The organism is uncultured Maribacter sp. (assembly GCF_963977385.1).
Classification (GTDB): domain Bacteria; phylum Bacteroidota; class Bacteroidia; order Flavobacteriales; family Flavobacteriaceae; genus Maribacter.
The window spans coordinates 14440-40414 of sequence record NZ_CAXBOU010000016.1 but is presented as its reverse complement, the minus strand read 5'-3'; the positions used below and the strand labels follow the sequence as shown (position 1 = coordinate 40414).

At 33.7% G+C, this 25975-nt stretch carries 26 protein-coding genes; 19 read left to right on the top strand and 7 right to left on the bottom strand.

Annotated elements, in window-relative coordinates; genetic code table 11:
• Positions 1–117 precede the first annotated feature (117 nt).
• The gene (locus tag AAC084_RS15830) at positions 118–2208 is read left to right on the top strand and encodes a DUF5723 family protein (RefSeq protein ID WP_339841181.1); all 2091 of its coding nucleotides are present in this window, start codon (positions 118–120) and stop codon (positions 2206–2208) included.
• A 64-nt stretch (positions 2209–2272) separates the two neighbouring features.
• Here the strand turns inward: AAC084_RS15830 and AAC084_RS15825 are convergent, their stop codons facing one another.
• Together AAC084_RS15825 and AAC084_RS15820 are read right to left on the bottom strand one after the other, a co-directional pair.
• Positions 2273–2713 carry a hypothetical protein gene (locus AAC084_RS15825; RefSeq protein WP_339841180.1) on the bottom strand — a complete coding sequence of 147 codons (441 nt, stop codon included), beginning with the start codon at positions 2711–2713 and terminating at the stop codon, positions 2273–2275.
• Between the two features lie 189 nt (positions 2714–2902).
• On the bottom strand, positions 2903–3715 hold the full coding sequence (locus AAC084_RS15820) for a hypothetical protein (protein ID WP_339841179.1): 813 nt from the start codon (positions 3713–3715) through the stop codon (positions 2903–2905).
• A gap of 101 nt (positions 3716–3816) precedes the next feature.
• Between AAC084_RS15820 and rsgA the strand changes: the two genes are divergently transcribed.
• From rsgA to AAC084_RS15800, 4 genes are all read left to right on the top strand, one after another.
• The gene (gene rsgA / locus AAC084_RS15815) at positions 3817–4770 is read left to right on the top strand and encodes a ribosome small subunit-dependent GTPase A (protein ID WP_339841178.1); all 954 of its coding nucleotides are present in this window, start codon (positions 3817–3819) and stop codon (positions 4768–4770) included.
• Positions 4767–5219 carry a D-aminoacyl-tRNA deacylase gene (gene dtd, locus AAC084_RS15810; protein ID WP_339841177.1) on the top strand — a complete coding sequence of 151 codons (453 nt, stop codon included), beginning with the start codon at positions 4767–4769 and terminating at the stop codon, positions 5217–5219. Before rsgA ends, dtd begins: the two co-directional genes overlap by 4 nt.
• Positions 5220–5298: 79 nt before the next feature.
• The gene (locus tag AAC084_RS15805; RefSeq protein WP_339841175.1) at positions 5299–5757 is read left to right on the top strand and encodes a DUF3857 domain-containing protein; all 459 of its coding nucleotides are present in this window, start codon (positions 5299–5301) and stop codon (positions 5755–5757) included.
• A gap of 29 nt (positions 5758–5786) precedes the next feature.
• A complete protein-coding gene (locus tag AAC084_RS15800; RefSeq protein ID WP_339841174.1) occupies positions 5787–6131 on the top strand; it encodes a hypothetical protein in 345 nt (114 codons plus the stop codon).
• On the opposite strand, the gene AAC084_RS15795 is transcribed toward AAC084_RS15800, so the two are convergent.
• Together AAC084_RS15795 and AAC084_RS15790 are read right to left on the bottom strand one after the other, a co-directional pair.
• On the bottom strand, positions 6128–6253 hold the full coding sequence (locus tag AAC084_RS15795; RefSeq protein ID WP_339841173.1) for a hypothetical protein: 126 nt from the start codon (positions 6251–6253) through the stop codon (positions 6128–6130). The two genes, AAC084_RS15800 and AAC084_RS15795, sit on opposite strands and share 4 nt — an antisense overlap.
• A gap of 1 nt (position 6254) precedes the next feature.
• The gene (locus tag AAC084_RS15790; RefSeq protein WP_339841172.1) at positions 6255–7208 is read right to left on the bottom strand and encodes an IS1595 family transposase; all 954 of its coding nucleotides are present in this window, start codon (positions 7206–7208) and stop codon (positions 6255–6257) included.
• Between the two features lie 104 nt (positions 7209–7312).
• On the opposite strand from AAC084_RS15790, the gene AAC084_RS15785 reads away from it, so the two are divergent.
• From AAC084_RS15785 to AAC084_RS15735, 11 genes are all read left to right on the top strand, one after another.
• A complete protein-coding gene (locus AAC084_RS15785; RefSeq protein WP_339841171.1) occupies positions 7313–8752 on the top strand; it encodes a transglutaminase family protein in 1440 nt (479 codons plus the stop codon).
• A 46-nt stretch (positions 8753–8798) separates the two neighbouring features.
• Positions 8799–10835 carry a transglutaminase gene (locus AAC084_RS15780; protein WP_339841170.1) on the top strand — a complete coding sequence of 679 codons (2037 nt, stop codon included), beginning with the start codon at positions 8799–8801 and terminating at the stop codon, positions 10833–10835.
• A gap of 63 nt (positions 10836–10898) precedes the next feature.
• Entirely contained in the window at positions 10899–12872 is a 1974-nt protein-coding gene (locus AAC084_RS15775; RefSeq protein WP_339841169.1) for a hypothetical protein, read from the top strand.
• A 40-nt stretch (positions 12873–12912) separates the two neighbouring features.
• Complete coding sequence (locus AAC084_RS15770) at positions 12913–13239, top strand: nucleotide pyrophosphohydrolase (RefSeq protein WP_339841168.1); 327 nt, start codon at positions 12913–12915, stop codon at positions 13237–13239.
• A 37-nt stretch (positions 13240–13276) separates the two neighbouring features.
• Positions 13277–14506, top strand: a complete 1230-nt coding sequence (locus AAC084_RS15765) for a 3-phosphoshikimate 1-carboxyvinyltransferase (RefSeq protein WP_339841167.1) — start codon at positions 13277–13279, stop codon at positions 14504–14506.
• A gap of 78 nt (positions 14507–14584) precedes the next feature.
• Entirely contained in the window at positions 14585–15634 is a 1050-nt protein-coding gene (gene queA, locus AAC084_RS15760) for a tRNA preQ1(34) S-adenosylmethionine ribosyltransferase-isomerase QueA (RefSeq protein WP_339841166.1), read from the top strand.
• Between the two features lie 97 nt (positions 15635–15731).
• A complete protein-coding gene (gene rlmN / locus AAC084_RS15755) occupies positions 15732–16775 on the top strand; it encodes a 23S rRNA (adenine(2503)-C(2))-methyltransferase RlmN (protein WP_339841164.1) in 1044 nt (347 codons plus the stop codon).
• 166 nt (positions 16776–16941) lie between these two features.
• Positions 16942–17919, top strand: coding sequence for a polyprenyl synthetase family protein (locus tag AAC084_RS15750; protein WP_339841260.1), 978 nt, complete (start codon positions 16942–16944; stop codon positions 17917–17919).
• 147 nt (positions 17920–18066) lie between these two features.
• On the top strand, positions 18067–18630 hold the full coding sequence (locus AAC084_RS15745; protein WP_339841163.1) for an RNA polymerase sigma factor: 564 nt from the start codon (positions 18067–18069) through the stop codon (positions 18628–18630).
• A complete protein-coding gene (locus AAC084_RS15740; RefSeq protein WP_339841162.1) occupies positions 18617–19369 on the top strand; it encodes a hypothetical protein in 753 nt (250 codons plus the stop codon). The genes AAC084_RS15745 and AAC084_RS15740 overlap by 14 nt, the downstream gene beginning before the upstream one ends.
• A 115-nt stretch (positions 19370–19484) precedes the next feature.
• A complete protein-coding gene (locus tag AAC084_RS15735; protein WP_339841161.1) occupies positions 19485–20558 on the top strand; it encodes a hypothetical protein in 1074 nt (357 codons plus the stop codon).
• 61 nt (positions 20559–20619) lie between these two features.
• On the opposite strand, the gene AAC084_RS15730 is transcribed toward AAC084_RS15735, so the two are convergent.
• Positions 20620–20871, bottom strand: coding sequence for a zinc-ribbon domain-containing protein (locus AAC084_RS15730; protein ID WP_339841259.1), 252 nt, complete (start codon positions 20869–20871; stop codon positions 20620–20622).
• A 76-nt stretch (positions 20872–20947) separates the two neighbouring features.
• Between AAC084_RS15730 and dnaG the strand changes: the two genes are divergently transcribed.
• Positions 20948–22927, top strand: a complete 1980-nt coding sequence (gene dnaG, locus AAC084_RS15725; RefSeq protein WP_339841160.1) for a DNA primase — start codon at positions 20948–20950, stop codon at positions 22925–22927.
• Between the two features lie 75 nt (positions 22928–23002).
• On the opposite strand, the gene AAC084_RS15720 is transcribed toward dnaG, so the two are convergent.
• Both AAC084_RS15720 and nadE read right to left on the bottom strand, forming a co-directional pair.
• On the bottom strand, positions 23003–23632 hold the full coding sequence (locus tag AAC084_RS15720; RefSeq protein WP_339841159.1) for a response regulator transcription factor: 630 nt from the start codon (positions 23630–23632) through the stop codon (positions 23003–23005).
• 166 nt (positions 23633–23798) lie between these two features.
• Positions 23799–24587, bottom strand: coding sequence for an NAD(+) synthase (gene nadE, locus AAC084_RS15715; RefSeq protein ID WP_339841158.1), 789 nt, complete (start codon positions 24585–24587; stop codon positions 23799–23801).
• 70 nt (positions 24588–24657) lie between these two features.
• Here nadE and gldB point away from each other — a divergent pair, with 70 nt between their 5' ends.
• Both gldB and gldC read left to right on the top strand, forming a co-directional pair.
• Complete coding sequence (gldB, locus tag AAC084_RS15710) at positions 24658–25635, top strand: gliding motility lipoprotein GldB (protein WP_339841157.1); 978 nt, start codon at positions 24658–24660, stop codon at positions 25633–25635.
• A complete protein-coding gene (gene gldC, locus AAC084_RS15705) occupies positions 25636–25971 on the top strand; it encodes a gliding motility protein GldC (protein WP_339841156.1) in 336 nt (111 codons plus the stop codon).
• Positions 25972–25975 lie beyond the last annotated feature (4 nt).

Sequence of the window (25975 nt, the reverse complement as noted above, 5' to 3'; positions counted from 1 at the left end):
GCGGATGTTTTTTTTTGATTAAAATAAAAATGTAGGAAAAAATACACAAAACTACAATATGAATAAAAGTCATTCGTTAGGGAATTGACAAACTAATAAACAATCAAACCAAAGAGTATGAAAAAATGTTTTCTTTTTACAATTATGCTGATAATGTCTTTATCGGCAAAGGCACAATCTTATATTGGTTATTTGACTGATAATTACAGTGGTGTAAATAGTGTAATTGCCAACCCGGCAAATATTGCCGACTCAAGGTTTAAAACAGATATTAACTTAATTGGAGCTAGTGCGTTTTTTGCCAATGATTATGTAGGTGTTGGCTTTTCAGATTTAACGTCAAGTAATTTTGAGTACGATACCGATGCAAAATTATCGGTATCCAACAACAATAATTTTTCAGGAACAGTAGATATTTTAGGACCGTCATTTATGTTTAATGTGGGTAAAAAGTCATCTATAGCAATATTTACAAGAGCCAGAAGCTTTGTAACGGGTAATGAATTCAACGGTGAAAGTATTGATGACCTTGATGAAAGTATTGATGAGAGTCAAGATTTTTTAGTAGATGAAGGTAATTTCTATGCTTCTGGAAATGGTTGGGCTGAAGTTGGGCTTACCTATGCTCAAGAGCTGATGAATAAAGAAGAACACTTTTTAAAGGGTGGTCTTTCCGTAAAGTATTTAAAAGGTTTCGGTAATGCTTACGTTACAGGTAGAAATGTAACTATTAATTATGATGCCGATGGTGCGACTTTACCCGATAGTTCAACTATTGGAACATTGGAGTCTACAGGTGATTTGTTATATGGTCGTGCAGATAATTATGATAGTGATAATTATGATTACGAAGTGCCAGACGCAAAGGGAATTGGATTCGATTTAGGTTTTGTCTATGAATGGAGACCTGATTATCAGAATTATGTAGTTACAGGAACGGATGGTGCAACTACTGTCATGAAAGATAAAAATAAGTACAAGCTTAAACTAGGCTTATCAGTTACAGATATTGGGTCTATTAATTATAAAAGCGGTGTAATTGATAATTATAATATTAATAATACGATTACTCAAGATGATTATGATAATATCGAAGATTCTGATGATTTGCAAAACCTTTATACGTTTACTCAAGCTTCAGAAGATATAAAAGCTGGTTTGCCGACGGCACTTCATTTTAATGCAGATTGGAATATTAAGAATCATTTTTATTTGAACTTAAATACTGATTTGTCAATGCGCTCGGCAGGTGAGAATACAATTAGAACTACTAATGTATTATCATTAACACCTCGTTTTGAAAGTAAGTGGTTTAGTTTTTATTTACCTATAAGTAGCTATCAGTATAGTGGCGTGCAGATAGGAGCAGGCTTACGTGCAGGTCCACTTTACATCGGCTCTGGTTCATTGATTTCTACATTCACAAGAAGTGAAATTAAAGGTGCAGATGTATATGCGGGGTTAAAAATACCGGTGTATTATGGTCAACCTAAAGATTCAGACGGAGATGGTATACCAAATAAAGAAGATGGGTGTCCAAAAGATTTTGGACCAATTGAGAACAATGGTTGTCCTTGGGGAGATACTGATGGGGATTCAGTTTTAGATAATGAGGATCAATGTGTAAATGAGGCCGGACCAGTAGAAAATGGTGGTTGCCCTTGGGTTGATTCTGACGGAGATAGCGTAATGGATAATGAGGATGAATGTATTAATGAGGCCGGACCAGTAGAAAATAATGGTTGCCCTTGGCCAGATAGTGATGGTGATTCGATTTTTGATAAAGATGATGAATGCCCTAACGAAATGGGAACTGTGGCAAATAATGGTTGTCCTGAACCAGAAGTTACCGCTGAGGTTCAAAAATCTTTGAATGCGTATGCAAAAACTATCCTATTCACTACAGGTAAATCAATCCTTAAAGATGAATCTACGCCGGTGTTAGTCGATATCATTAGTATATTGAATGAATATCCAAATGCCAATTTTACAGTTGAAGGTCATACGGATAGTATTGGTTCTGTTGCTACTAATCAGAAACTATCTGAGAACAGAGCGCAATCTGTATTGAAGTTTTTAATTAATGGAGGTATTGATTCTTCTAGATTAACAGCGGTAGGGTATGGAGAAAGTAAGCCTATTGCTACAAATATGTATAAAGATGGTAGGCAGAAAAATAGACGTGTAGAAATTAACTTAGTTAAGTGAGTTACACTGCATAAAATAAAAAAGCCCGGTCTAATTGACCGGGCTTTTTTTATTGTAGATACTTTTATCTCTTAAAAATATATCGGGTAATAAATATACCTGAGGAATCACCTTTTCCGCCATCACTTTCTACGGCACTAGTTACAAAAGCTAATTCCCAGCCATCTGCAACCATTGCGTTTATTTTAGAACTTATGATGGCATCATTCGCTGCAATGTTTTGAAAACGGATACCACCGATGTTGAAAAAGTTCAATAGTTTAGTTTCATCAAAGTCTTTTACCCTAATCTCATCTCTTTTAGATTTATTACGGGTTTTGTCATCTTCGGTTTGGGTAGAGGTAAATTCTGCATAATCTTTGTCCTCATTTCCATCAATAATTCTAGAACGTCCTAGTCCGCTTGATACGATAGATTCTACGCTGGTAATTACTTTAAATTCCTGTGCACTTAAACTTAAGGCACCACTAAATATTAATAAAACACTAAAAATAGTTTTTTTCATGATTTTGGCTTTTAATAATTGGTCATCTTTTTGATGATTATGAATTATTAACAAAGTAAAACATGTTTAATTGCATAAAATGTATTGAAATTTTGTGATACATCAGTTCTTGAAACGTTGAGAGTAGGGATAGGGCATAAAAAAAACCCGATGCTTTTAGCGTCGGGTTTTTAATATAAAATGTATTTTTTATTGAACTGAGAAATCGAATACAGATTGATTTTCTCTTCCTTGAGGTACTTGCCCTTGATAAATAAAGCAATACTCACCTGGCTCTAGGTTATCAGGAGTAACTTTGAATTTGTGACCTTCAATTTCCTCAATAGCAAAGTTCAATGCATATTTAGGGTCGATACCACTACTACTAGTAATCCAGCTGCTTTTACCTGTGATCACTTCTCTAAGATTCTTTTTCTCTTTTACGGTAAGTTTTACCAAAACAAATTCGTTCGGGTTACTAGCCATTCTAAACCACCAGTTAAAGATACCTGTATCACCTCCTTGGTTGTTCTGCATATTATCAACTTCGGTTACGCTTGGGTCAAAAATAAAGGTGAATTCAGGTTTACTTTGACGAATAACATTGTTCGATTGTGTCTTTGGTAGTTGAGCTTTTTTCTTTGAGTTGATTAAACCAGAAACTAATTTCTGAGCAACTGCATTAGAATTAGAGCCAGAAAAAACACTTGGTTGAACCAATTTGTCTTCTCCACTAGCATCTGTATAATAAATTCCAGTTTTTGATTTTGTGTTCTGTTTTGATTTGTCCATGATTAAAGACAAAACTTCTGAAGATACTCCAGCATTTTTAAGTTTACCTAATGCTGATATCGACGCGTCGAATTTAACATCCGATGTGTTTATCTTATCAATGATCATATAATCATCGAAGCCTAGGTCGACCATTTGTACTACAGATTCATTCGTGATAGTCTCTTGGGCAGACCCAAAAGTTAAAGTTGTAAGCGCGATAAATAGTATTGATTTTTTAATGAAATTCATTTTCAATGTTTTGGTTGTTATTTATAGTTAGAAATTCAAATTTATATTATTTTTTGTATTTAAAGCAGTTACTTTGTAGAAATGGAAGGTATTTTGGATAAATGGTAGGAATAGTATACAAATCTACAGGAAGTTGGTACACCGTTAAATCAGAAGATGGTGACTTCTATGACTGTAAGATTAAAGGAAAATTTAGAATCAAAGGTATTAAAAGCACTAATCCGGTAGCTGTTGGTGATCGCGTACGGTTTGAAGTCGAAACTATAGGAGATGACACTATCGGTATTATTAATGAAATTGAAAAACGAAAGAATTATATTATACGTAAGTCCGTTAATCTATCGAAACAGACTCATATAATAGCCGCGAACCTAGATCAGGTATTTTTATTGGTAACCTTAAATAACCCGCCAACGTATCCGGTATTTATCGACCGATTTTTAATTACTGCAGAAGCTTACGAAATTCCGGCTGTATTACTTTTTAATAAAGTGGATACGTATAATCCGGAAGAAATCGATGAGATTAAATTTTTAGCGGCACTTTATCGAAAAATAGGATATACCTGTATTGGTATTTCTGCATTAACGGGGAAAAATATAGATACCGTGAAAGAAATGATGGTCGGTAAGACTTCTATGTTTTCTGGCCACTCAGGTGTAGGTAAATCTACTTTGGTAAATACTATTGAGCCAAACTTAGATATAAAGACAAAGAAAATATCAGAACAGCATCTACAGGGGCAACATACCACTACGTTTGCCGAGATGTTCGATTTAAGTTTTGATGCCCGTATCATAGACACACCTGGCATAAAAGGCTTTGGTATTGTAGATATGGAAAAGGAAGAAATTGGTAATTATTTTCCAGAATTTTTTAAATTGAAACAACACTGTAAGTTTAATAACTGCATACATATAGACGAACCTAAATGTGCAGTGAAAGATGCACTTGAAGCCGGTGATATTGCTTGGAGCAGGTATCAGAGTTATTTACAGATGGTAAAAGGCGAGGATGAAAATTACAGAATTGATATACACGACGTTAAAAAATGAAAGTAGTAGTACAACGTGTTTCAAAGGCTAGTGTCACGGTAGACGAAAAGCAGCTATGTGCAATAAATGATGGCCTGTTGGTTTTGGTAGGTATAGAGAATTCTGACACTCAAGAGGATATTGATTGGCTATCGAATAAGATAGTGAACCTTCGTATATTTAATGATGATCAAGGCATTATGAACAATTCTCTTCTTGAAAATAAAGGAGATGTTATTGTGGTTAGTCAATTCACTTTACACGCTGCTACAAAAAAAGGAAACCGCCCATCATATATAAAAGCTGCACGACCAGAAGTAGCAGTTCCGCTTTATGATACTTTTGTAAACGCAATAGAATTAAAATTAGGCAAAAAAGTAGGTACAGGTATATTCGGAGCAGATATGAAAGTTGAATTATTGAATGATGGTCCGGTGACTATTATCATAGATTCAAAGAATAAAATTTAGAATTTTGTAAATTTTTCCTACATTTTGTAAGAAATCTACTGTTTCTATCGTTTGGATAATAACCAGCCTACTTAATTTTATGCGCTTACTACTATTTTTGTTTTTGCTTATAACAAGTCATGTTGTAATAGCACAAGACTATAGCTTTTCCAAATTAAATCCTATCCTTTTAAAGAATGCAGATGCCATCGTGCGTTTAGACGAAATGAGCATTTTAGTTAAATCTTCTGATTATATGGAGGTTACGTCAACAAGAATCGTGACGGTTTTAAATGAGAACGGGTCAAAACATGTAAATGCAATGGCTTTTTATGATAAAGAAACTTCTATAAAAGACCTTGAAGCAATTATATACGATGATAATAGCAAGGAAATAGATAAATTCAAAGAAAAAGATTTTATTGACCAAACAGCTACTGGCGAAGGAACATTGTATTCAGATTCTAGGGTGAAATTTCTTAAATATACTCCAGTAAATTATCCCTATACAATTGTATTACGCACCTATCCCTATAATGGAATAGATTATTGTTTTTAAGTATATTAGCTGTTCTAATTTTTGAACAAATGGAAAATATTGAGCAAGAGCAAGAAAAAGAGCCGAAAGAATCTAACCAACAGCTTATAGAAATTTTAAAGGAGTTTTTAAAAGACACTAACCTAGAAAAAATCGTAAAAAGTTTAAATGAAGGAAAAAAGGATGATAACATTGTTAAAAAAGAACACAATACCAACAATCTAAAGTTTTGGTCTAGGCGTTTTTTAAAAGAAAGTGTTATAGTCTTATTCATTTTGGTAACTATTATTTCTCTATCATTAATGGATAAAATTGAAAACAATACACTTGGTACTTTGTTAGGTTCTGTTATAGGTTATGCTATTGGTAATTTTAGTAGTTCCAATAAAAATTAGAAATCCATAAAATCTTCAAAGAACCAAATAGCCACTTTCCAAAAAACCAAGAAACCAACTGTAATCAAAACACCGCTTCCGAATACTATAGCTACAACTAAAAAAGGATTTATGTTTTCCATATCAGTTATATGCTATTTCCTTAACTTTCTGTCCGCTCTTTGCTTTCCAGTATTCTAGTTCCTTATCCTGTTTCAGGGCGTTTTTAAGGAACTTCTCGAACTCGTCACCCCTGTAATTTCGGTGGTTGAACTTCCATTCGTATTCAATTAGATAAAGCGGTAGATACTTCTTACTTATCGCTTTAAAACTACCTCGTATTCCATTCTTAACGTAGCTCCAAAAACCCTCGATTGTATTCACGTGTACAATGCCTTTACTGAAACTTTTGGAGTGGTTTATCTCTAACCTATCAATATATTTTTCAAGTTCTTTATACGATCTAAAACCATCGGTAATCAAAATGGAGTTGTCTTTTTTAGCGTAGGTCTTTAGCATAAAAAGGAGGTTTCTTTTGGTCAATTTTTCAATGAGTTTAGTTTTGACCATGCCCTTTCTTTGAACCATACCAGCAACGGAAACTTTGTTCGTTCCACGACCTCTTTTATTGGTGATACTGGCAAGGTCTGGGATATTGTCCGTGTGCTTTCCAGTTTTACGGGCTTTTCCACCAAAATAACTTTCGTCCATCTCGATCATGCCGTTAAGTTTGGTATTCTGTATCAACATACCTATTCTAACCCTCATAGCTGCGTAGTAAGATGTTTTGTAGCTCCCACCTATATTTCTTTGCAGTTCTTTAGCGGAAATTCCTGATTTTGAGTTTAGCATAAGTGTAATAAGCGCAAACCATTTAGGTAATGGCAGCCTAGTATCCTCAAAAATAGTATCTACAAGCACCGAAAATGACCGTTTACAGTTCTTGCAAGAATGCCGTGTTTTATCGGTTTTTTGCCTACTTGTTTCTTTTGATGCGCAATAAGGGCATTTTACAACTTTACCCCACCGCAATTTTTCCAGTAATTTCAGGCATTTCAACTGGGTATTATATTTCTTTTGTACTTCTAGTATATTCATCTTGAATTGCTTTATTTTGTTAGTATTTCAATCAATTCTTATTCCATTATAGGGAGAGGTGCGTTGTATTAAATAAAAAGTATACAACTTCTGATACTGCATTTATGCCGCGCTGGTATTTTTTAGATGGATATAAAATTAGTGTAGAGAAAAGTGAGTTCACTTTGAATTTACCTTCAGCTATGAAATATAGATTTAAAGACAATAACCTAGATGCTTTTGAAGTACAACGAGCAGCAAATGAAAATGGGCTAAAATATAATGCTACTAATTTAAAAGCGATTGAATCTGAAGATTTTGATCCAGAATTTAGAGATTTTGCACCTAATGTACAATTGGCATTAGAGGATTTTCACTTGAAAGGGGTAGATGGGCATGCAACTACATGGAAAGAATTTGGTAGTTGGATATATAATTCACTTTTAAAAGAAAGGGGAGAACTAAATGTTTCAACTATTGAAAAAATTAAACGTTTAGTAATAGATACAGAAGATCCTAAGGAAAAGATTAGAAGAGTATATCAATTTGTTCAAGATAATACGAGGTATATAAGTGTGCAAATGGGTATTGGCGGCTGGGAGCCAATTAGTGCTAATGAAGTAGATAGGGTAAAATATGGAGATTGTAAAGGCTTAACCAATTATACCATGGCGTTATTAAAGGCTGTAGGTATAGATTCATATTATACCATTGTTTCAGCAGATGCAAGTATGCAAAGTTTAGATTATGATTTTCCCTCGCTACAAGGCAACCATGCTTTTTTAAATGTACCGGTAGATGGTGAAGAAATATGGTTAGAATGTACTAGTCAAGTAGTACCCGCAAACTTTTTAGGAACATTTACGGATGACAGGTATGTGTTGAAAGTTGGTCCTAATGGAGGTCAAATGGTAAAATCAAAAAAGTATCTGCCAGAACAAAGTATGCAAAAAACAAAGGCGAAAATCACTATAAACAAAAGTGAGATTAATGTACAAGTAGAAATAAAAAGTACAGGCATACAATACAATCAAAAATATGGATTGGCAAATGACAGTAGAGAAGATGTAGAAAAATATTATAAACATTATTGGGATTATGTCAATGACATTCACATTCTTAATCATGAAATAATTAATGATAAGGATAGTATTGTTACTGTTGAAAACGTTGAATTTAAGACATCTGGTTACCTTTCTAAAGCAGGTGATCGTATTCTTTTTTCTCCAAATATGTTGAATAGAAATGAATATGTACCTAAAAAGGAGAAAGATAGAAACCGAGATATTGTTATTAAAAGAGGGTATTTAGATGAAGATGATTTTATAATAGAGCTACCAAAAGGTTATAAGGTAGAGGCTAACTTAAAGGCAACAAAACTTAATAATGAATTTGGTGAATTTGAAGTTAGCATTGAGCAACTTTCAGAATCTAAATTGCATTATAAAAGAAGATTATTAATTCAATCTGGAGTTTTTTCAAATACCGTTTACGATGATTACCGCAATTTTAGAAAAGAAATATCTAGAATAGACAAGAATAAAATTGTTCTGTTGAAAAAATAATCACAGTTAAAACCATTCATTTTTTATGTTATTAGGAAATTATGTTATGCAAAGAGTAAAATTCTATTTATTCATTTCTTTTGTTTTTACGTCTATTTTTATGGAGGCTCAAGATTATGATTACGGTAAAGTATCCAAACAAGAATTGGAACAAAGGTTTAGTCCAATAGATAGTACGGCATCTGCAGAGTATTTATATAAGTATAGAAAAACATATTTTAATTATATAGCCGGTGTTGGCTTTAGTTTAGTTACAGATGTTCATGAGCGTATTAAGATTTATAATAAAGAAGGCTTTGAATACGCTACAAAAAAGATTCGATTATATAAAGATGGCAATGAAATAGAGGATGTCTATAAACTTAAGGCCAAAACGTATAATCTAGTAGGTGGTAAAGTAGAAGAAACCTCACTGAAAAAAGAAGGGAAGTTTGAAATGGAGATTTCAGAAAGTATAAATGAGAATTCGTTTACTATGCCTAATGTTAAGGAAGGTTCAGTAGTAGAATATAGGTATAGTATAAACTCGCCCTTTATCTACAACATAGACGAATTTATCTTTCAACATGATATTCCAGTAAGAAAAATAGAAGCTTTTTTGGATGCACCAGAATATTTTGTTTTTAGAATGAATGTTAAAGGCTTTATCAATGTAGTGCCTAAACGAGAACAATTTAATAAAACGTTAGATTACACTCAACGTGTTGCATCTGGAGGTAGTAGCAGTGCAGGAGTGGGTCAAGGTCTTGGTAGGACTACCCAAGTAAGAGGTAATGTGAAATATATGAGTAATGTTACTAGCTTTCATATAAATAATATACAGCCGCTAAAAGAAGAACCATTTGTAAATGAACTTAGTAATTATAGGTCTGGAGTAAAGTATGAGTTGTCTTATACTCAATTTCCAAATTCAAATAAGGAGTTCTATTCACGTACTTGGGAAGATGTAGTTAAAACAGTGTATAAGAGTTCTGGTTTTGGAGAGGAATTAAAAAAGACCAACTATTTTAAAGACGATTTAAATAATCTTATTAAAGGTTTAACTAATGATCAAGAGAAAGTAAATGCAATTTTCTCATTTGTAAAATCTAAAGTAAAATGGGATAAGACTTATGGAAAATATACCAGACAAGGCGTAAAAAAAGCGTATCAGAACGGTTTAGGAAATGTGGCCGAAATTAATTTAATGCTAACGGCAATGTTAGATTTTGCTAAGCTAGAATCTAATCCTATTTTGGTAAGTACAAGGTCTAATGGAATGCCACTTTTTCCTACTAGAGAAGGATATAATTATGTAGTTAGTAGTGTTAAAATTAATGGAGGTATTATACTTTTAGATGCTACAAGTCAAAATAGTTTACCTGGTGTATTACCTTTTAGAGCCTTAAATTGGGAAGGACGTATGATTCAAAAAGATGGTGAGTCTGCTATAATAAATCTTTACCCTATTAATAAAGGGTCTATTCAAACTTTTCAAAATATTACTTTAAACGAAAATGGAACTGCAATTGGGAAAATAAGAAATGTATACAAACATCATCAAGCTTTATCCTTTAGAAATGCATATAGCATAAAAAAAGAGGAAACGTATTTGAGCAAATTAGTAGAGCAAAATGATGGAATTGAAATAGAAAATTTTGAGGTAAAGAATAGAAATGACCTAGCTAAGTTACCTATAGAATCTTTTGATTTTATTACAGAAAGTGATATTGATGTAGTTTTCGATAAAATTTATTTTTCACCATTATTGTTTTTATCAATAAAGGAAAACCCTTTCAAACTAGAAAAAAGAGAATTTCCAATAGATTTTAGTTTTCCTTTTGAAAATACGTCAATAAGTATAATTAATCTTCCAGAAGGTTATACCGTAGAGTCTTTGCCAGAGGCCATGGCAATTGGTTTGCCTAATGGTTTAGGGAGTTTTAATTTTACAATAATGCATGTTGGTAATGTTTTGCAATTAAAAGTATTAAAGAAAATTAATTTCCCTGTTATACCCGCGGAATACTACCCTAGTTTAAAAGAATATTATAGTAAGATGATTGAAAAGTTAAATGAAAAGGTTGTCTTAACTAAAGTTTAGAAGTAAAAAAACAATCTGTTTTCAAATATTGTAGAGATATAAGTTTTAGTAAAATACCAACCCATGCTCAAACCAAGTTTATTTTATTTTTTAGTGTTTTTATTATGTGGTAGTTCTTTAATTGCACAATACAAAATGGAACTTGGTACACTCACAGAATCAGAAAAAATATTTGCCTCCGATGAAAAAGATTCAGATGCAACAGCGGTTTATCTTTATGAGTACGGAAATAATTATTTCGAGATTAGAGATAATTATATATGGTTAATAACAAAATACCACGCTAAAATTAAAATTTTAGAAAAAGAGGGTTTTGAATATTCAAATATTGAAATTCCGCTTTATCGTTCAAAAGATAGAAAAGAGAAAATAGTTAAAATTAAGGGACTAACTCATAATGGGGAAATAAAGAATTATGTAAAAAGGAATGAATTTTTTGAGGAAGAAGTAAGTGAAAAATGGTCACAACTGAAATTCACTTTCCCAAATATAACAGAAGGATCAGTAATTGAGTATGAGTATGAAATGCAATCTCCTTTCTATTTCAATTTTACAGGATGGGAATTCCAATCAGAAATCCCTAAAATTTACTCTGAATTCAATGCTGAAATACCAGGTAATTGGTTGTATAATAGAAGTCTAATAGGAGATTTGAGTTTAGAAGTAAATGAGGCTAAAATTGTAAAAGGGTGTTTCGAGTTTCCTGGTTTGGAAGAAAGTAGTGAATGCGAGTCTTTAAGGTATGTTATGAAAGATATACCCGCATTCAAAGATTCGGAAGAATATATGCTTTCATCTAATAACTATAGATCTAAAATAGAATTTGAACTATCTGAATATAAAAGCTTCTATGGCCGTTCAGAAAAGTATACAAAATCATGGAAAACTGTTGATAGAGAGTTTAAAAAAAATGGAGATATAGGTAGCCAACTACGGAAGAAGAATTTTTTTGAAAAAAATGTTGACCAAAAGTTATTGACCGAAGGAGACAATTTAACGCGTGCTAAGAACATTTTCGAATTTGTAAAAAATCATTTTGCTTGGAATGATGAATATGGAGTTTGGCATGATAATAAAGTAAAAAAAGCTTTCGATGATAAAAAAGGTAATGTAGCCGAAATAAATATAGCCTTAATAAATCTGTTACATGCTGCAGAAATTGAAGCGAACATGATGTTATTGTCAACAAGAAAAAGTGGATTGCCAAAGAAAACGCACCCGGTCATGAATGATTTTAATTATCTAGTTGCGAAAGTAGATATTGATGGAGAGGCATATTTGTTGGATGCAACGAATAAATTTATGCCCTTTGGAATGTTACCTTTTCGTTGCTTAAATTATTATGGTAGGGTAATGGATTTTGAAAATGATAGTTATTGGTTTGATATTGAGCCTGAAAATGATAATGCACAAATGATTAGGGCACAAATGACCATTAATCCAATTGAGCAAAAACTCACTGGGGTGTTTGATTTTACCAATATAGGGTATAAGAAGGTTTCTCAAGATGAAATTTTAAAAAGAGCCAAAGAAGAGGACTATCTTGAGAAATTAGAAGAGGGGTTTTCAGAGGATTTTCAAATAGTATCTTATGAAAAAGTATTGAAGTATTCTAATGAAAAGAAAATCACCGAACGCTTTAATTTTGAGATTGAAAATTTATTTCAAGGAGATAATATTTATTTGAATCCTTTTGTTGTTAAGTTTTTTGATAAAAATCCTTTTATCTCTTCAGAGAGAAATTTTCCTATAGATTTTGGTTACCCAATGAAGTATCAATATATACTCAACATGAAAATACCCGATGGTTATAAAGTAAAATCGATACCTGAAACTAAAAATATTAGCTTGTCAAATGATGGTGGTAATTTAAAACTTAACGTATCGGACAATGAAACCGGTAGCCTTAATTTATTTTTTACTTTTGAATTAAATTCCGCTCATTATAGTAATCATTATTATTCCGGAATTAAGCAACTTTTTAGTGAAGCGGTAAAAGGACAAAATCAATCTTTAATTGTTTTAGAAAAGATATAGTTCTTTATTTTACACTTTAAAAAATTAACAGGATATATTTATGAACATTGAAAACGCACAAATAGCTGTAGATAATTGGATTAAGGAACATGGCGTTCGTTATTTTAATGAATTGACCAATATGGCGCAATTGACCGAAGAGGTCGGCGAAGTTGCCCGTATCATTGCTAGGCGTTATGGTGAGCAGAGCGAAAAAGAATCGGATAAGAATAAAGATTTAGGTGAAGAACTGGCCGATGTAATGTTCGTAGTATTGTGTTTAGCGAACCAAACAGGTATCGATTTACAACAAGCTTTTGATAAAAAGTTAGATTTAAAAACAAAGCGTGATCATGACCGTCACCACGCTAATAAAAAGTTGAAATAGGCGTATATTTGTTGTTCTATTTTAAACATTATACGCTTTGAAACTTCACTTAACAGGCCCGTCAGATAAATATTTAAAAGAAACTATAACTATAACAGGTTCAAAAAGTGAATCTAACCGTAGTTTACTGTTAGCAGCTTTGTATCCAGCTATTCGTATAGAAAATCTTTCAAATTCTGATGATGCACAGGTGATGGAGAAAGGACTCAAGATAACAAATGGTACTGTAGATATTCATCATGCAGGTACTGCTATGCGTTTCTTGACAGGGTATTTTGCTTCACAAGAAGGAAAAGAAGTGGTGCTTACAGGGTCTAAACGAATGACCGAAAGACCCATTAAAATTTTGGTCGATGCTTTAAAATCCTTAGGCGCTGATATCTCTTATGTACAAGATGAAGGGTATCCACCAATAAATATTAAAGGAAAACGAATCGTAAAAGATAAAGTTAGCCTGCCGGCGAACGTAAGTAGTCAATATATTTCTTCTTTGCTATTGATCGCTCCAAGTCTTGAAAACGGATTACAATTAGAATTAGTCGGTAAAATTACCTCTGTACCTTACATCAAAATGACTTTAGGTTTACTCGATGAAATTGGTGTGAAATCAAGTTTTGAAGGGAATAGTATAAAAGTTTATCCAAAGGCAAACATAGTACCTACAAAACTTGTTGTAGAATCTGATTGGAGCTCAGCATCTTATTTTTATAGCGTATGTGCACTTTCTGATGTGGGAAGTGAAATAACTTTATCCGCATATAAAAAAGAAAGCCTTCAAGGTGATAGTGTACTATCTAAAATTTACACCTCTTTTGGTGTTGAAACTACTTACGGAGAAAATATAATCACATTAAAAAAGACAGCTAAAAAAGTTTCCGCTGAAAATGAGTTCGATTTGGCTAATGCGCCAGATATTGCACAAACTATTGCCGTTACATGTTTTGGTTTAGGAGTTGGTTGTCACTTAACCGGACTTCATACGCTAAAAATAAAGGAGACAGATCGTTTAGTTGCGTTAGATACTGAACTTTCTAAATTAGGAGCAACAGTATCGGTAACCGATAAAACACTGACCTTATCAACTTCTATTGGGATTGTAACCGATATAGCCATTGATACATATAATGACCATAGAATGGCAATGGCATTCGCCCCATTGGCAATGCGTACCACACTTTACGTGAACGATGCAGAGGTGGTTTCCAAGTCCTATCCAGATTTTTGGAACGACCTTAAACAACTTCATTTTACCATAAGAGAATTATAATTAGCGTTTTACTTGACAAGGCCTATCTGCAGATTGTATCTTTGCAGCCGCAATTTGCTACACTAAAAAATCAGCTACATGAAATTATCAAATTTTAGTTTTGAGCTTCCAAATGAATTATTGGCGGAACATCCTTCAGAAAATAGGGATGAATCCAAGTTAATGGTTATCCACAGGGAGACAGGAAAGATTGAGCATAAAATGTTCAAAGACATGATCGATTATTTTGATGAAGGCGATGTCATGGTACTGAACAACACAAAAGTATTCCCAGCCCGTTTATATGGAAACAAAGAAAAAACTGGAGCACGTATCGAAGTTTTTCTTTTGCGCGAATTGAACGAAGAGCAACGTTTATGGGATGTTCTTGTAGATCCAGCACGTAAAATACGTATTGGAAATAAACTATATTTTGGTGATGATGATACTCTAGTAGCAGAAGTTATCGATAATACAACCTCTAGAGGTAGAACTTTACGTTTCTTGTATGACGGTGCATACTTAGATTTCAGAAGAAAACTTAGAGAATTGGGAGAAACTCCTTTACCTAAGTATATAAAAAGAGAAGTTGAAGCTGAAGATGAATCACGTTACCAAACTATTTATGCTAAGCATGAAGGTGCAGTTGCTGCCCCAACTGCTGGTTTACACTTTTCAAAACACTTATTAAAAAGATTGGAAATTAAAGGAATAGACTTTGCAGAATTAACATTACATGTAGGTTTAGGTACTTTTAATCCTGTTGAAGTTGAAGATCTTTCAAAACATAAAATGGACAGTGAAGAACTGTTTATTGATGAGAAAGCTACACATATCGTAAACAATGCGAAGTTGAAAAAACGTCGTATTTGTGCTGTAGGTACTACGGCTATGCGAGGTTTAGAAAGCGCTGTTTCTTCAAAGCATACATTGAATACGTATGAAGGTTGGACGAATAAATTTATTTTCCCTCCTTATGAATTTAGCCTTGCTAATGCTATGATTACGAATTTCCATTTACCAAAATCAACATTATTGATGATGGTATCTGCATTTATGGGTCATGATTTAATGAACAGAGCATACAAAGAAGCAATTTTGGAAAACTATAAGTTCTATTCTTATGGTGATGCCATGCTAATCATATAAGTACAAGTAATTCCTTTTTAGTAAGGAAATAAAATCAAATCCCGCTTTATCTAATTAATTAGAAAGCGGGATTTTTATAATACCTACCTTTAAGACAATGGAAGAAATAAAGAAAAAAGATATCCGAGCACTAACACGTGAGCAGCTTAGGGACTTTTTCGTTTCCAATGGCGATAAGGCTTTTCGTGGAAATCAGGTATATGAATGGCTTTGGCAAAAGGCTGCCTATTCTTTTGATGTGATGACAAATTTATCAAAAGAAACCAGAGAAATGCTAGAGGCCAATTTTGTTATTAATCACATTAAGGTAGATTTAATGCAGCGTAGTAGTGATGGCACTATCAAAAATGCTGTTCGCTTACATGACGATTTAATTGTAGAATCTGTTTTGATTCCTACAAAATCAAGAACTACCGCTTGTGTATCTAGTCAGGTGGGTTGTAGTTTAGATTGTAGATTCTGTGCTACTTCAAGATTAAAACGCATGCGTAATCTGAATCCTGATGAGATTTATGACCAAGTGGTGGTAATAGATAACGAAAGCCGATTGTATTTCGAAAGACCCTTAAGTAATATTGTTTTTATGGGTATGGGCGAGCCTTTAATGAACTACAATAATGTTTTAAAGGCGATAGAGAAAATAACTTCCCCAGATGGTTTAGGTATGTCGCCTAAGCGTATTACCGTTTCAACATCAGGTGTGCCCAAATTAATCAAGAAAATGGCCGATGATGAAGTGAAGTTTAAATTAGCTGTATCCCTTCACTCCGCAATTGATGAAATACGTACATCGATTATGCCATTTAATGCCAAGTTTACACTAAGTGATTTGCGAGAATCATTGGAGTATTGGTATGAAAAAACAAGAAGTAGAATCACGTATGAATATGTTGTTTGGGAGGGGATTAATGATACTCAGAAAGATGTAGATGCATTAGTCGATTTTTGCCGATTTGCGCCTTCTAAAGTGAATTTAATCGAGTATAACCCAATAGATGATGGTGAGTTCAAACAAGCCTCAAATGCAGCCATCGATAGATATGTACAGTCTTTAGAAAAAAATAATATCATTGTTACGGTTCGCCGTTCACGGGGTAAGGATATTGATGCCGCTTGTGGTCAGTTGGCGAATAAGTCTTAAATAGTAGAAATCTAGTACTATTGCTTTTTCAAAATCATATTTATTTAATTTGTATTAAGCTGTTTATTCAGCGTAGCCGAAGTTATCAACCTATAATCGATAACTGTCTGCTGAGTACTGTTAACTGCTAGCTTTTCGCTAATTTTGAGTTTCTAAGAAGGAGCACCTGAAAATAGTATCACAAATAAAGGAACCTGTCTACCAGGAAATGGAGTTGTTTGAATCCAAGTTTAGGGATTCAATGATATCTAAGGTTGCACTACTTAATAGAATCACCTATTACATCGTCAATAGAAAAGGAAAGCAAATGCGACCTATGTTCGTATTTCTTACTGCTAAATTATTGAATAATGGTGAAGTCAATGAACGTACGTATCGGGGAGCTTCGGTAATAGAATTGATTCATACCGCTACTTTGGTTCATGATGATGTTGTCGATGAAAGCAACAAGCGTCGAGGTTTCTTCTCTATAAATGCTTTATGGAAAAATAAAATTGCCGTTTTAGTGGGTGATTATCTACTGTCTAAAGGGCTTTTGTTATCTATTGATAATGAAGATTTTGACTTGCTGAAAATAATATCTGTTGCTGTTCGTGAAATGAGCGAAGGTGAGTTATTACAAATTGACAAAGCACGACGACTAGATATTACCGAAGATGTATATTACGAAATCATACGCCAAAAAACGGCTACCCTTATTGCGGCATGTTGTTCATTAGGTGCTTGCTCGGTTAAACCAGAAAGTACAGATGTAGAAACATTTCGAAAGTTCGGCGAACTCTGCGGTATGGCATTTCAAATTAAAGATGACCTTTTTGATTACGGAGGCCAAAAAATCGGGAAACCAACAGGTATCGATATTAAGGAACAAAAAATGACCTTACCATTAATTTACGCCCTTAACAATTGTACTAAGAAAGAGAAAAACTGGGTTATCAATTCCGTCAAAAATCACAATAAGGATAAACAGCGAGTTAAAGAAGTTATTTCTTTTGTAAAGGAAAAAGGCGGATTAGATTATGCTGTCACCAAAATGCTAGCGTATAGAGACGAAGCCTTGAGCATTCTTAGCTCGTATCCTGAGTCAGACTATAAAAGCGCTCTAGAATTGATGGTGAATTATGTGGTGGATCGCAAAAAATAAACTTGCCAATAACAAATTATTCTATTTTTTTACATTTTAAATACCTGAACTACAGTAGTTTGAATATAAATTTTAAAATTTATTTATCTTCAGGCAACTATTAGTAATTCTTATGCGTCTAGTATAATAGAAGACCAAACCATTATTTTGAAAATTATACCATTTTATAAAAACGAAAAACAGCTCATTAAAAAAGCTATATCGGGTAACCGAGATGCTCAAGAGCGTTTATATAAAAAAAATGCTCCAAAAATGTTGGGTGTTTGTCGACAATATATAAAAGACATTCATTTTGCTGAAGATGTTATGGTGCAGGGCTTTCTGAAAATGTTCAATAAGCTAGATACTTTTAAGTTCGAAGGTAGTTTTGAAGGATGGTTGAGAAGAATTATGATTCGTGAAAGTATCTCTTATTTAAGAAAACAACAATTTGTGGTATATGATGATGAGGTGTATGAGAAAAATCAGTCAGAAGAAATTTCACAGAGTACAGACTTAGACACCGAACATATACAGCAGCTGATAGATGCATTACCACAAGGGTATAAAATGGTTTTTGTTCTGTATACGGTAGAAGGGTATAAGCATAAGGAAATAGCAGAAATGCTTTCGATTACAGAGAGTACTTCAAAAACACAATTATTAAAAGCTCGAAGATTGTTACAAGAGCAATTAAGACAACAAAATATTATAGGGTATGGAAACCGATAAATTTGAAAAACATATAAAAGCCCAGTTTAAAGATCGAGAGATTCGTCCTTCCGAGAATGCTTGGTCAAAAATTTCATCAGAATTGAATACTGATGAAAGAAAAAAGAAACCTGTGTATTTATGGATGGGTATTGCAGCAAGTATTGTTGTTTTGTTAGGTGTTACATTGTTTTATTTTAATGGAGATAGTGCCGTAAACAATGTGCCAACGGTAATTGTAGATGCAGATAAAGAGGAAGTGCTTAAGGAGAAAAAAATAGTTCCTTTAGAAACTATAAAGAAAGAAACCCCAGTGGTCATAGCGCAAACAGATGATGAAAAGGTTAATAGTGTAATTAAAAAGAAAGCCAATAAAGAATCTAAAATACAAGAAATAATCAGCTTAGATGATGATATAGAGGTAGCTGTAGTAGAAAATATTTCTTCTGATAAATTGGTTGATACAATGAGGGTGTCAGATGATATTATAAATACCAAGGTAGCGGGTATAGTGGCTCAAATAGATGTTTTAGAGCAATATAGTTCGGTGACCGATGCCGAAGTAGATTCTTTATTAAAAAGAGCGCAACAAGAAATCTTACATGAAAAAATATTTAATACAGATAAATCTGTCGATGCTTTGGCTTTGTTGACAGAGGTTGAGGGGGAGCTTGATCAATCCTTCCGAGACCAAATATTCAATTCTTTAAAAGCCAGTTTTATTAAAGTGCGAACGGCTGTTGTCGACCGCAATAATTAATCTAGTACAAATCGTTTTATCCTATATCACCATTAATTACTATGGGGACAGGGACTGGAGTTTTATTCATCAACTGATGCGGAGGTTAAAGAACGTGTCAAAAATCAAAATCGAAATGAGAACAATTACAATGTATTTAGTAGGGCTAGTAACGCTTTTTATGGTTCATAGTTTATCTGCCCAAGAAGAATATGAAAAGAAAATTGAAACATTAAAGGAGCAAAAAACTAAAATAACGCAACAAGAAAAGGAAGCGTTAAAGTACGAAGTTGAGAATATTAATGAGCGACTTCAAGATGGCAGTTTAAAAGAGGAAGAAGCAAACTTACTTAAACAAAAAGCTGCGGAAAAAAGAGCATTAAATATTGAGAATAGAATAGCTATTGTTGACAATCAAATAAATCTATTAGAGCGTAATCAGGGTAAAATGTTAGTTTTAATGGAGTTGGATACGGTTACTGGGAAAGGTATTCGTTTAGGTGTTGATATTAATGGAAAGCCGGCAATTATATTCAAATCTAAAAATTGGAAAAGGGAAGTACGTTATGATCGAAGAACCTATTCAGATTTTGTAATGGCAATTGGGTTAAACAATGTTATAACTGAGGGTCAATCTTTAAATGATTCTCCATATAAGATTGGCGGAAGTCGGTTTTTTGAAATGGGATGGCAATGGCGTACACGACTATTTAAAAATTCAAATTTTGTGAGGTTGAATTATGGTTTTTCATTCCAATTCAACGGATTAAAACCTAAGGATAATCAATACTTTGTTGCACTTGAAAATGGTCAGACCGAACTTCAAGAATTTGAGTTTGATTTGAATAAGTCAAAATTCAGAATGGATAATCTAGTTTTTCCAATGCATTTAGAATTTGGACCTTCGAAGCTGAAAACTACAGATGAGAAAATGCGATACTCACTTCGAAATCAATTTAGAATTGGGTTAGGTGGTTATGCTGGTTTTAATATGGGAACACGTCAAAAATTGAAATATGATCGTAATGGTGATAATGTAAAGGACAAACTAAAACGAGGTTATAATACTAATGATTTAATTTATGGATTAAGTGCCTATGCCGGTGTTGACGGAGTTCTATTATACGTGAAGTACGATTTGAACCCTATCTTTAAAGATGCTGCAGTAGATCAGCGTAATGTCTCTTTAGGTCTTCGATTCGATTTATAAGTTAAATATATTCATCAATCAATTTAGCTGTGGTGCCGTGTTTAAAAACCGGTTACTACAGCTATTTTTTTATTCTGGATAGTTCACGATTCATTTCATCGGTAAACTCATTTTCATAATATAAACGCTTACAATGACTGCATTCTATGTAGTTGTTGGTAGAAATTTTAAATAATTTAATCCAAAATAAATGGAAATAGTTTTTTTGAGTTACAGCTGTTAATGTTCCTTGTTGTTGGCAATAAGGGCAGGTAGAATTTAATAGCGTTGTAGTTTCTGGTTTTCCGGGGCGTGTTCCAAAGAAAAGGATCATAATTATAATTACTTTTGACATTCTAAATTAAACAAATAAAACAACCCACTATTAGAGGGGTCCAGAGATAATTCGAATGATTTCAAAAATTACCATAGATCAAGTGTATGAAACTGCTCGTTTAGAGGAGGTTATTGGTGATTTTGTACAGTTAAAGAAGTCAGGTTCGAACTTTAAAGGGTTGAGTCCGTTTACAGATGAGCGTTCTCCTAGTTTTATGGTATCGCCGGTAAAACAGATTTGGAAAGATTTTAGTAGTGGAAAGGGCGGTAATGTCGTGGCCTTTTTAATGGAACATGAGCATTTCACGTATCCTGAAGCTATAAAATATCTGGCCAAAAAATATAATATAGAAGTAGAGGAGACGGAGCAATCTAATGAAGATAAAGAACAGGCCAATGAGCGCGAAAGCATGTATTTGGTGTCGGAGTTTGCCCAAACGCATTTTAAAGAAATGCTTTGGGATACGGAGTTAGGTAAAGCAATAGGTCTCAGCTATTTTAAGGAACGTGGTTTTACAGATGAAACCATCAAAAAATTTGAATTAGGGTACTGTTTAGATCAGTGGGATGGTTTTACCAACGCTGCTTTAGATAAAGGGTATAAACTAGATTACCTAGCCAAAACAGGTTTAACGATTGTTAAAGAAGACCCTAATAATCCGAATAGTTCTCGAAAGTTCGACCGTTTTAAGGGGAGGGTTATGTTTCCTATACATTCATTGAGCGGCCGAGTATTAGGTTTCGGTGGGCGTATTTTGACGAACGATAAAAAGGCGGCTAAATACCTGAATTCTCCCGAAAGTGATATCTACCACAAGAGTAAGGTCTTGTATGGTATTTATCATGCGAAGCAGGCAATTGCAAAAGAAGATACTTGCTTTTTGGTTGAAGGGTATACTGATGTGATACAATTAGCACAAAGGGGAATTCATAATGTGGTATCATCTAGTGGTACAGCGTTAACTCCAGAGCAAATTCGTCTAATCAATAGACTTACCAAAAATATAACTGTTTTGTTCGATGGTGATGCAGCGGGGTTACGTGCTTCATTACGAGGTATCGATTTGATTTTGGAGCAAGGCATGAATGTTCGAGTATGTACTTTTCCTGAAGGAGAAGATCCAGATAGTTTTGCAAAGAACAACGAGATTGAAGAGGTTACGGCCTATTTAGAGGAGAATTCAAAAGATTTTATTCAGTTCAAAGCCTCGCTCTTAGTAAAGGAAGCATCTAACGACCCTATAAAAAGAGCAGATACAGTACGTGATATTGTAAATAGTATTGCCAAGATTCCTGATCGTATTCAAAAGGAAATTTACATACAAGAGTGTGCCCAGATTATGAATATTTCTGAGGCTGTATTGTTTAATACTTTGGCACAAATTGACAAGAAAGAGTCTGCTGATGAAAGAAAGCAACAAAAAGAAGAGCAGAAAGCATTTGAGATTGTACGACATGAAGAGGAGCGTGAGAAGATCGATGTTCAATATGTTTTAGAGCGTAAGATTATAGAATCGCTGATGCTTTATGGAACTAATAAAGAGGAATTTGAAGACTTAGTGCTAAAAGAAAATGAGGCTGGCGACTTAATTTTGGAGCCCGAATCTTTAAAAATTAAGGTTTACGAGAAAATTTATTTAGATCTTCAAGAAGATGAGATTGAATTGGCAAATGAAAATTTTCGTAACATGTATACTAAATTGATAGAAGCATTGAACGAGGAAGGGGAATTTTCTATTACTACGTTTGTAAATGGTCTAGATCAGGATATGGGAAATCAAATTTCTTCTATCTTAATGGAAGAGGAGCGTTATAAGCTAGATAATTGGGAAAGCAAAGAGATTTATCCGAAGAAAAAAGAAATAGGTGTAGCGCAATTAGTGAGTGAAACTATTTTGACCTTACGTTGTTTTCTTATCAAGAAAAGAATGAGTGCATTACAAAAAACAACTGAACAGTCTAACGAAGATAATCGTGAAGCTTTAGAAGAAATTATGAATTACATTCAATTGAATAAGCTTCTAAATCAGAAATTGAATAGAGTATTATCTTAGTTTGAAATAACTTATAATTAAAAAAGACCCGCCATTGGCGGGGGTTTTTTTATTTATGACAGTTGTAAGAATCTACTAGTACAATTCAAGCGCTTTTGCTTGTTGTAATAAATCTACCATATTATCAACATTTAATTTTTTCATTAAACGTGCTTTATAGGTACTAACTGTTTTTTCGTTTAGGTTTAAGCCTAAAGCGACTTCTTTATTTCGTTTGCCACTAGCTAAAAGTTTTAATACTTCTATTTCTCTAGTAGATAGTTTTCTAAAGAATCTTCTAGGTTTTTTAGTGCCTTCGTCAAAAGCAAGACGTTGTGCTAATTCATTGGTAATGAACATGCTGCCTTCGCTTACTTTCGTTACTGCTGCTGTAATATATTCTACGCCAGAAGATTTTGATAAATAACCGAAAGCACCAGCTCTAATAGCGCTAAGGGCATATACATCTTCAGATTGACCACTATACATAAGTACTTTTACGTCTGCGTAGTCTTTTTTGATTCTTCGTAATGCTGCTATTCCATTTACTTCAGGAATATCCATTTCTAGCATGACAACATCGGGAGTTGTGTCTTTAAGTTTTTCGAAAAGCTCTTCGGTAGTTGCTACCTCATCGATCAGTTCAAAACCCTCAGCAGATTCTAGAACCTTCCTAACTCCCATTCTTACTATAGGGTGGTTATCCGCTATTAAAACTTTGATCATTAAATATTGTTTTTATAGATTTTCAAAAACCTATTTGGTCTAAAAAGACTACATGCAATGTAAGGCTTAAAACTCTAAATTAGAAGTCAAAGTTGCACTATTTTAGTGCTAACCAATAATTTAACGCTTTTTATTCGTTTTAATTACCTCATTCTTAGTTGAGTTGTTATTTAAGTTGTTTTGGAATCTCACAAACAGGAATCGGTAGCATCTTGTGTTGATTTATGGTATTTAATCTCATAAATATGTTAAATACTTCCTTTTTTCTACCTTCAAAATTATCGCTTGTTTTGCCTTCGTCTTTCATGGTCATGGCCCATTCTAATTCAGGATATGATGCACCAATCTGGTCTTCATCTGTTCTATCATCTCCCCATAATCCATCAGTCGGTGCGGCATTAATTATTTCCTCGTTAATTCCTAAAGCTTTTGCAATGGCGTATACTTCAGTCTTCATTAAATCGGCGATAGGGCTTAAATCTACTCCGCCATCACCATATTTGGTATAAAAACCAACTCCGAAATCTTCAACCTTATTTCCTGTACCTGCAACTAAATATTGTTCTAGGGCAGCAAAATAATAAAGACTGGTCATGCGTAGTCTAGCTCTGGTATTTGCCAATGACATAAAACGCTCCTCTTCATTTTCTACGGGTGGTAGTGCTGCTACAAGACTATCGAATACCGGCGTAAGATCAACAGGTTGCCTTTTCGAGTTCGGAAAATTGTCCTTTAACCAATCAATATGTCTTGATGCTCGGTCGCTTTGGTTTGGTGCCTGGTGTATTGGCATCTCTAGACATAATAAGTCTAAACCTGTTTTAGCGCAAAGGGTAGATGTAACTGCAGAGTCGATTCCACCAGATATACCGATAACAAAACCCTTTTGTTTTGCATTCGTAGCATAATCCTTTAACCATTGTACAATGTGGTCAATTACCTTTTCAGTTTGCATACCGCTCCAATTATTTATTAAAATCAATTAACTTTGCCTTAAAAATAAGTTGAACACCGTGAATAATAAAATGTATTGTAAAATACTTACCAAGGTCAAACCTATTTTTATACTATTATCAGTTTTTTTCATTCTTTTTAGCTGTAATGATAGTGATAAGGTAGCGCAAGAAATAGACGCTGTACCGATAGACCTAAGAATTTCAAGATTCGATCGTGAGTTTGCATCTGCGGATGAAAAAGGTTTACCGGCACTACGAAAAATGTACCCATATCTATTTCCGGCTCCCGATAGTGTTTGGGTAGCAAAAATGCAAGACTCACTTCAAATTGAATTATTTCAAGAAGTAGGTAATGCTTTTCGCAGTTTTGAAGATGAGGAAAAAGGCTTGGTGCAACTCTTTAAACACATCAAATACTATTTTCCAGAATATACGGTGCCGAAGATTATTACGGTAACCAATGATGTCGATTATAATAACCGAATTATATTGACCGATAGTATACTGTTTGTGAGTCTTGATAATTACTTGGGTTCTCAGCATAAATATTACGGTGGCTTTCAACGCTATATAGCACAATCTTTAGATCGTAATTATTTAGTGAGTGATGTTGCCAGTGCTTTTGCTAAGCAAGTAGTGCCACGGCCAAGAGATAGAACTTTTTTAGCACGAATGGTTTATTTCGGAAAAGAACTTTATTTGAAAGACTATCTAATGCCGAATGTAGAAGACCGTAAGAGAATCGGCTACTCTGAGGAGGATATGACGTGGGCGATTGCCAATGAAGAGCCTATATGGCGTAATTTCATTGAAAACGAATACTTATATAGTACCGAAAATAAATTGAACCAGCGATTTTTAGAGCCTGCCCCGTTTTCGAAATTCGGGTTAGAACTTGATAATGAATCCCCAGGAAGATTAGGGAGATATATTGGCTGGCAAATTGTTAAGGCATTTATGGAGAATAATACTGTAAGCTTAAAACAGTTATTGACAATGCCTGAGGAAGAAATTTTTAAGAAATCAAATTACAAACCAAGAAATTAAATGGCAGATTTACATACATCAGAAATTACGTTACGTGTAGGATTAGATGAAAATAGAATTCCTGAATCATTGAACTGGTCTGCTCAAGATGGTGGTATCGAAAATGAAGAGGTAAAAGCAATGCTATTATCTGTTTGGGATAGTAAGAATCAAGAGTCCTTGAAAATCGACCTTTGGACAAAAGATATGCCGGTCGATGAAATGAAAACATTTTTTCATCAAACCTTAGTTTCCTTAACGGACACTTTTCTAAAGGCTACACAAGACGATAAAATGACAGCTACCATGAAAGATTTCTGTGATTACTTCGCAGAGAATTTAAACCTGAAGGAATAGTCAA